Here is a 7,462-nt window from a genome sequence, read left to right as displayed (position 1 = left end):
CGGCGGTCGATTTGAAACCGTACCTCGCGGTCAATGATCCCGATGTGGGCCAGAACCTGACTTGGACTCAATCCACCACCCCCAGCTCGGGCGGCGTCGTGACCGGCTTGCCAGCCAGCAAGCCTGCCGGGACCAGCGCCATTCCCGATAGCGTCATCACCTATACGCCCAAGGCCGGGACCACCGGCCTGGAAACCTTCGCCATCCAAGCGAGCGACGGCCAGGGCGGGACCGTGGTGCGCTCGTTCAATATCACCGTCACGGGGGCTGGGACGCCCTCCGCCAGCGCCGGACCCGACCAGACCGTCAACCAGGGCGCCACGGTGGTGCTGGATGGCTCCGGCAGTTCCGATCCCGACGCGGGCCAGACCGCCACCCTCAAGTACCAGTGGACCCAGACCAGCGGTCCCACCGTCACCCTGAGCGGCCCGACCACCCAGAAGCCAAGCTTCACGGCACCCAAGCGCAACGCCACGCTCGGCTTCACCCTGGAAGTCACCGACGCCGACGGCAAAAAATCCACCGATCAAGTGGCCATCACGGTCCAGAACCAGAGGCCCATCGCCAACGCCGGTCCCGACCAACCCAATGTCTCGGGGGGCACCCCGGTGACCTTGGACGGGAGCCAGTCCAGCGACCCGGAAGGCGCCACCCTCCGCTATCAATGGGAGCAGGTGGGCGGACCCAGCGTGCAACTCTCCGACAACACGGCGGCTCGGCCCGGCTTCACCGCCCCGGACGTGGCGGGCGATTCTGAGCTCACTTTCAACTTGGTGGTGACGGATTCCGATCCCGCCGAACCCAAGGCCAGCGACGCCGACACCGTCCTGGTGACGGTGCGCAACAATCCCACCGGCGCCCCCATCGCGGTGGCCGTTTCCCAGGTGGTGAACGGCGGCAGCGCGGTGATCCTGGATGGCTCCGCCAGCGCCGACGCCGGACAACCGACGGGGCAGGGCGTGGTCAAGTACACCTGGACCCAGAAGCTTGTCGGCGGCGAACCACGGGTGCCCCTGAGCGTCGATCCGGCCAACCCCGCCAAGGCCAGCTTCAAGGCGCCCTTGGCGGAGACCTTGTTGACGTTTGAACTGGTGGTCGCGGACAGCGAGGGCAACATCAGCCCGCCCACCGCCATCACCGTGACGGTCAAACACAGCAACACCGCGCCGGAGGCCCATGCCGCCGAGGGCGGCAGCCTCCGGGCCGGTTCGGTCAAGACCCTGGACGGCAGCGCCAGCTTCGACGCGGACAAGGATCCCCTCACCTACGCTTGGACCCAGACCGGCGGGCCGTCGGTGGCCCTGTCCAGCACGACCGCCGCGAAGCCCACCTTCACCGCGCCATTCAGCGCCGCTGGAAAGACCCTGAGCTTCTCGCTGAAGGTCAACGACGGCCAAGCCGACAGCGCGGCGGTGCCGGTCTCGGTGCAAGTGACCGACGCCAACAACCCGCCCACGGTCAACATCAGCGCCGCGCCGGTCAAGGAAGGCGTCCAGGTCACGCTGAACGCCACCGCTGGCGACCCGGACGGCGACCTACCGCTCAGCTACCTGTGGCAGCAGACCGGCGGCACGCCCGTGGTGCTGTCCAAGGTCGATGGGCCTAGCCTGAGCTTCATGGCGCCCGCGGTCGGGTCGGGCAATGGTCAGTTGGGGTTCAGCCTCGCCGTGACCGACGCCTTCACGCCGAATCCGAAATCCGCCATGGCCAGCGCCACCGTCCAGGTGGACAACGATCCCAGCCGCCTCGATTGCTCGGCGGCGGTGCCCAGCAAGGCCAGCCTGTGGCCGGCCAACAAGGGGATGGTATTGGTCAAGGTGGCCGGGGTGACGCCCGCCAACACCTTCAACCTCGCCATCACCGGCGTGACCTCCGACGAGCCGGTCCAGAACAAGGCGGCCAAGGACAGCACCGGGCCGGACGCGAAAATCCAGAAGGGCAAGGCCACCAAAAAGAAGCCGCTGGCGGTGGATTCCGTGCTGCTGCGGGCCGAGCGGCAGCTCAAGCAGAAGGCCGGCAATGGGCGGGTCTACGCGGTGAGCTTCCAGGCCAACGATGGCGCGCAGACCTGTACCGGCGTGGTCAAGGTCCAGGCGCCCCGGACCCGCGATGTCCCTGCGGTGGACGATGGGCAGACGTTCGACGCCTTGAAGAAGAAGTAGGCCGGACCAGCGCTTCGGAGCGCCGGGCAGGGACGCCCCGGCCTCCGAAGGAATCACCCACTTCCGAGCGAATTAGCGGCGGCCAGGGATTGGGCGCCGGGCAAGGACGCCGATCAATTTCACGTCTTGCGGCTTGGCATCCCCCGCCTTGCCGACTCCCCAAATCCCCACTCACCGCTCCCCGCTCCCCGCTACAGACGAACTCCCTTGATGGGACGTTATCCGTTCGTTACCCCGTCATTGCCATGATGTTATCGCGGCATATCCCATAAGCTTGGTCGTGATTCCGGGCGATTGATGGTCGCGGCTGGTTTTGGCGGGGCGTTTACGCGGGCGGTCAAGCCGACATGGTCATGAAAAGTCCTATTGAATCAATTATTTGCGACACAGGGTGGAGGGGTGTGGATTGGCTGTCGCGGGAGGGATGGCGAAGTCTCGGCGGGTAAACAATCTGGCCTGGAAATTGCCACTAAAGGCTCAGGGAAATTCCCAGCCCCCTGTGGGGCTATCTATCGGAGTTATCTCAGCCACACCCGCCGCGAGGCGGGGCCGGAAAGCCACGGGTCTCGGCGGATTCGAGACAGCCGGGCTGCCTCCCACGGAGCGATGGGGAGCCGGCGCGGGCCGTGCGTGGACGCACGGTGCGCCGGGGGCATCGCTTCACAGGGTTATCAACTTTTTATGGAGTTCAACATGATGAATAAGAAACTGCGGAAAGCCGTAGTGGCGGCTCTGGGATCAGTGGTATTAGCGGGTATCTCGGCCCAGGCGTCCGCCACCGGGATTGGTGCCGATCTCACGAGCTACATCAATAATCCGGCTGGTTACACAACGGCCGGTACTCTTCCGAGCTATGTCTGGGATGGAGGCAACATCGGCTATGGCCCTTCGGGGGTAGGCGACTGCACCAACAACACTTGCGGTGTATTGCCACCTGGAGGACAGACACGGGTAGGTGGCTCTGACGGCATGACCGGCTCCCAGCAAAGCGACCGGCTGTTAGGTTGGAATCACACTACTCAGTGGTATGTGCTCCATGTGACGACTGGGGGTGGGTATACAGTCAGTTACGACCGGGCCAGTGGTAACACCGGCAACCAGCCTGCATTTTCCATATGGAGCAGTGGTGGAAGCGCTTGGACAAACTCAATTGGTTCCCAGCACAAGTTCAACCAAGTAGCCACCCCCAGCCTAGGCAATAGCAGCGCGTACCTATACAACGGCGGTGTGACTGGCTTCGTGGGCTACGCGAACTCTGGCCCTGGTTTCACTAATGGTGATGGGGACACCGTTCTTGGCGCACTCACCTTTGGCACTTCGGTGAAAGATCCCGCTGATCTCACATCGCCTTACAACAGCCTTGTTACGAAGGGTTCCTACGTTAATCCCCATGCCGGCTCAATTTCGGCCCCTTATGCCGGGGTTAACTCTTCTGTCAACACCAGTGATGCATCAGTCACAGGCCATGCGGACATTCAGCTTTGGTTGCCCGCAGGATGGTATGTGTTAACTGGCGGTGGTAGCTGCGCAGACTTTACTTGTTCGCCGACCGCCGCTAACTCGGCTTTCTATAACATCAAAATCCTCAGCAATGCCGGTGTGACCGCGCCCGTGCCCGTACCCGCCGCCGTCTGGCTGTTCGGTTCGGCCCTGGCTGGCATGGGTGTGATTGGTCGGCGCAAGGACAAGGCCGCTGCCTAAGGATTGCTCCTGACCGCCAAGGACGGTGTCTGCGACACGAAAGCCCGCGCCGGTTATGCCGGAGCGGGCTTTTTCGTTGGGTCGGCGGGTTTCATGCTCAAACGCTTGTGCCGCAAGCAAGCGATAAAGTCCTTCCAGGCTTCATCTCTGGAACATTCTCAGGGAATTCTGTGGGGTGGGTTCGTCGGACCTGCGGGCTGGCGCAGCGGGGTTGCCGGGTGGCGTTGGTCGAAGGCACGCGTTTCGATGCGCCCGGGGCGGGTGAATCCCTTGACCCGCCGTGCAACTGCCATAGATGGCGGAAGAGGGAAGGCTTCTTTTGATCGCCCTCACCCCAACCCTCTCCCGTGGGGAGAGGGAGCAAATCGGGGAAGCCGTCAGGCCGGATTCCGCCCATGCTGAAGGAAAAAGCGCAGCATCGCCTCCGCCGCATCCGGCCCCTTGGGATCGGTGTAAGAACCCTTCGAACCGCCGCCCGACCACGCATGGCCCGCGCCGTGAATCCGCCAATGCTCCAGGACGACCTGGCCGCCCGGCGCTCGATAGAGCGCACGGGTATAGCCGTGGCCGCCGGGGGCTTGTCCGCGCTGCTCCGACACCCGCAACTTCGTGGCCGATCCGCCGCCCGCGTGGGCCTTCGTCCACTGCGCCAGCACTTGATCGCCATTGCCGGGGTGGACCGTGGCGTCCCGGTCGCCATGGAACACGATGGCGGGGACGGGGTGGGTGATTTTCCCGGAACCCTGGCCCTGGCCTTGGGGCGACAGCTTCGGATTGGAGTGGCCCCCCTGCATCGCGGCGAAGGCGGACGGCGTGTCATGGGCCGCCCCATAAGGCAGCCCGGAATGGACGCCGATGGCCGCGTAGAGGTCGGGATACGTCACGCCCAGCACCATCGCCATGGCCCCGCCAGCGGACAGCCCCGCCGCGTAAACCCGCCGCTCGTCCAGCCGATAGGCGCGGATGACTTCCCGCGTGAGTCCGGCGAGCAGGGCGGGTTCGCCGTGTCCCCGCCGCTGGTCGGACGCCTTGAACCAGTTCCAGCACCGATTCGGGTGGGCCTGGGCGGACTGCTCGGGATACAGGACGAAGCACCGCTCCCGCTCGGCGAGAGCATTCATCTGCGTGCCAGCGGCGAAATCGTCCGAGTTCTGGGTGCAGCCATGGAGCATGACCACCAGCGGCAGAGCTTGCCCGGTGTAGGCGCTGGGGATGTACAGCTTGTAGGCGCGGGTGCCGAATTCATTGGTGAAGGTGCCCTCGATGAAGCGGCCTCCGGCCCAGACATCGCGGTTGGACAGGTCCGGCTTGGGCTTCAACACGGATTTTCCCAGCGCGTTCCGAATGGATTGACGCAGGGCGCTCAAGCCGCCCGATTTATCCCGCGGCGGCGGGGTGGACGCGGCGCTTGCCTCGGCTGATTCGGTGCTTTCCGCCGGGCGGGCGGAATGATCCGGCTGCCCGGCGGACGGCGGGGCAATCGCCAATTCTGGCCCCACGACCCTGAATTCCCCATCAATCGCCTCATCGGCGGGAGTGTTGGGGGTGGCGGGCGCGGATTGGCCCTGGAGTGCGCGTTGAATCAGGTCAGCCGCCTCTTGCAGCCGACCGGCGCGGGTGAGGCGGGTCGCTTCCGTCATCGCCGTATTAATTCCGCTCATCGTAATAACCTCCTTGGCAGGTCATGGCGACAGGGTTTGGGGCGTGGGTGGCCGGGACGATCAAGCCCCGGATTCCCGCGCCGACAGCCCCGCCGCCGGAAGTAACGTCCATCAGCGAATCCGGTCCGCCAGGGCCGCCTTGACTGCCGGGCTGGCTTTCAAGGCACCCAGAACGGTCACGGAGTCGATGGTGGCGCGGGCCAGGTCGGGTGGCACGTCGTCGGCGATGACCGCCAGGCCCAGCACTTGAATTTGCAGGGTCTGTTCGGCGGCTTGAACCGCTTCCAGGTCGCGGCGGGTGTATTCCTGTAGGCCCAGCACCAAAGTCTTCCGCGCCACCGTTTGCCGGACGACCTCCGCGTGGGTGGCGAGTTGGTTGCGGATCGCGGTGCGGATGAAGTCTGTGCGGTTGGAATAAAAGCCCTCCTGCACCAACAAGTCGATCTGCCCGAGGTCCACAAAGCCCAGATTCATCGTGATTTTTTCTGTTTCGCCAGCCATAACCTTCTATATGCCATCCATATACCATCTGTATGGATGGTATTTTGGGCTTAACCCAGGGGATGTCAAGGGGGAGGTGCCGCATTTCGCGGAGGAGTGGGTTCCCGTAGGGTCTTATGCGTATATCGAAGCCTGCGCGATGAGGTCAGACTAACCCCACATCGCCGCACACGGATTGTTCGGCGGTGAGGGACAATGCCGAGGACGGGCGGGCGCCGCGGTAACCAAGGAAGGGCAGGGTCCAAGGATGGCCCCAAGACATGGCGCGGCGGTAGGACACAGGGATGCGTAATGGAAAAGGGTCACTCGATCACTCGGGTGGCCCTTTTGCTTAGAGGCGGAAAAGTGGGGTGCCAGGTTTAGGCGATTTCCAGGAAAAGACATACCTGTAGGATGGGTAGAGCGAAGCGAAACCCATCACCCTGTGTCCGTCGGCTCGATGGGTTTCGCGAGTACGCTCTACCCATCCTACATCCCGATCAATGGTGACAAGCATTTTCGGAAATCGCCTTAGATGTCCGACAAAGTGAAGCTTGCGCTCCAAATTTTCGAGTCGCGGCGGGTTCTGGAGTCCAAAGCTTGCTTTGGAGTATAGATAACGTCGTTGGTAAAGCGGCATCTTGCCCCCTCTCCCTCCGGGAGAGGGTTGGGGTGAGGGGGCAAATAAAGCTTTCTTTCCACCGTCATCTATATGCCTCTCGTAGGTCTGGCATGTACTCATGCCCGGCCTACGCGGGCAATTCCAAGACACGCACCACGACCTTCATGACCGGCGACTCGGCGTTGGCCGCGACAAACGCGCCCGCCACGGGCGGCACCGACTCGGGATGCCGATGCACGGCAACGGCGATGTGGTCGTTGCCGACGATTTGGCCGGAGGTGGAATCGAACCCCTTCCAACCGGCGCCGGGCAGATAAACCTCCGCCCAGGCATGGGTGGCGCCCGCCAGCGGCCCGGACCCCGGCGAGAAGAGGTAGCCGCTGACGAAGCGCGCCGCCAATCCCAGGCACCGGCAGGACTCGATGAACAAGGCGGCGAAATCCCGGCAGGAACCGGCGCGGTGGGCCAGCGTGGTGGCCGGGGTTTGCACGCCCGGTTCCTCGCGCTGCCGATAGGCGAATCCGGTCGCGATGGCCTTGTTGATCCATTCCAGCAGCAGATAAGTCTCCACCACTTGGCCGGACGTCCAGAACTGCCGCAGCCACGCGCTCACGACCGGCTGGTCCTCTGCGAAGACCGGCCACAGGTACGGCCCCAGATCGACGCGCTCGGCGGCGGCGTAATTGAACGGAAACTTCACGGCCTGATCCGCCACCAGGAAATCCAGAGGCCGGTCCTCGTAGTGCTGAAGCAGGACGCGGCTTTGAATGGACAGCCAGCGGCTAGCCTCGGTGAAGCTGGCGACGGCGACGACATTGTTATAAACATCCCGCTGC

The 7,462-nt window shown here is 63.9% G+C and carries 6 protein-coding genes and 1 riboswitch; of the genes, 2 read left to right on the top strand and 4 right to left on the bottom strand.

Going from position 1 to position 7,462, the window contains the following annotated elements; translation table 11 throughout:
• Both ACXWUF_RS15365 and ACXWUF_RS15360 read left to right on the top strand, forming a co-directional pair.
• The coding region (locus tag ACXWUF_RS15365; protein WP_458495530.1) for a PKD domain-containing protein at positions 1-2,162 on the top strand (2,162 nt) is incomplete at its 5' end.
• Positions 2,163-2,678: 516 nt separating this feature from the next.
• A riboswitch (cyclic di-GMP riboswitch) is annotated at positions 2,679-2,759 on the top strand.
• Between the two features lie 96 nt (positions 2,760-2,855).
• Complete coding sequence (locus ACXWUF_RS15360) at positions 2,856-3,863, top strand: VPLPA-CTERM sorting domain-containing protein (RefSeq protein WP_458495529.1); 1,008 nt, start codon at positions 2,856-2,858, stop codon at positions 3,861-3,863.
• Between the two features lie 377 nt (positions 3,864-4,240).
• Here the strand turns inward: ACXWUF_RS15360 and ACXWUF_RS15355 are convergent, their stop codons facing one another.
• From ACXWUF_RS15355 to ACXWUF_RS15340, 4 genes are all read right to left on the bottom strand, one after another.
• On the bottom strand, positions 4,241-5,524 hold the full coding sequence (locus ACXWUF_RS15355) for an extracellular catalytic domain type 1 short-chain-length polyhydroxyalkanoate depolymerase (RefSeq protein ID WP_458495528.1): 1,284 nt from the start codon (positions 5,522-5,524) through the stop codon (positions 4,241-4,243).
• Positions 5,511-5,636: a hypothetical protein gene (locus ACXWUF_RS15350; RefSeq protein WP_458495527.1), complete on the bottom strand. Its 126-nt coding sequence runs from the start codon at positions 5,634-5,636 to the stop codon at positions 5,511-5,513. The genes ACXWUF_RS15355 and ACXWUF_RS15350 overlap by 14 nt, the downstream gene beginning before the upstream one ends.
• Positions 5,636-6,025, bottom strand: a complete 390-nt coding sequence (locus tag ACXWUF_RS15345) for a hypothetical protein (protein ID WP_458495526.1) — start codon at positions 6,023-6,025, stop codon at positions 5,636-5,638. Before ACXWUF_RS15345 ends, ACXWUF_RS15350 begins: the two co-directional genes overlap by 1 nt.
• Positions 6,026-6,753: 728 nt before the next feature.
• On the bottom strand, positions 6,754-7,462 hold a 709-nt coding region (locus ACXWUF_RS15340; RefSeq protein ID WP_458495525.1), incomplete at its 5' end, for a transglutaminase-like domain-containing protein.

Source organism: Methylomagnum sp. (genome assembly GCF_054333355.1).
This window is presented reverse-complemented; position numbering and strand designations above follow the sequence as displayed.

Excerpts from the sequence above, each read along its gene's own strand:
- ACXWUF_RS15360 (WP_458495529.1), top strand. The coding sequence starts at position 2,856 with ATGATGAATAAGAAACTGCGGAAAGCCGTAGTGGCGGCTCTGGGATCA.
- ACXWUF_RS15355 (WP_458495528.1), bottom strand. The coding sequence starts at position 5,524 with ATGAGCGGAATTAATACGGCGATGACGGAAGCGACCCGCCTCACCCGC.
- ACXWUF_RS15350 (WP_458495527.1), bottom strand. The coding sequence starts at position 5,636 with ATGGACGTTACTTCCGGCGGCGGGGCTGTCGGCGCGGGAATCCGGGGC.
- ACXWUF_RS15345 (WP_458495526.1), bottom strand. The coding sequence starts at position 6,025 with ATGGCTGGCGAAACAGAAAAAATCACGATGAATCTGGGCTTTGTGGAC.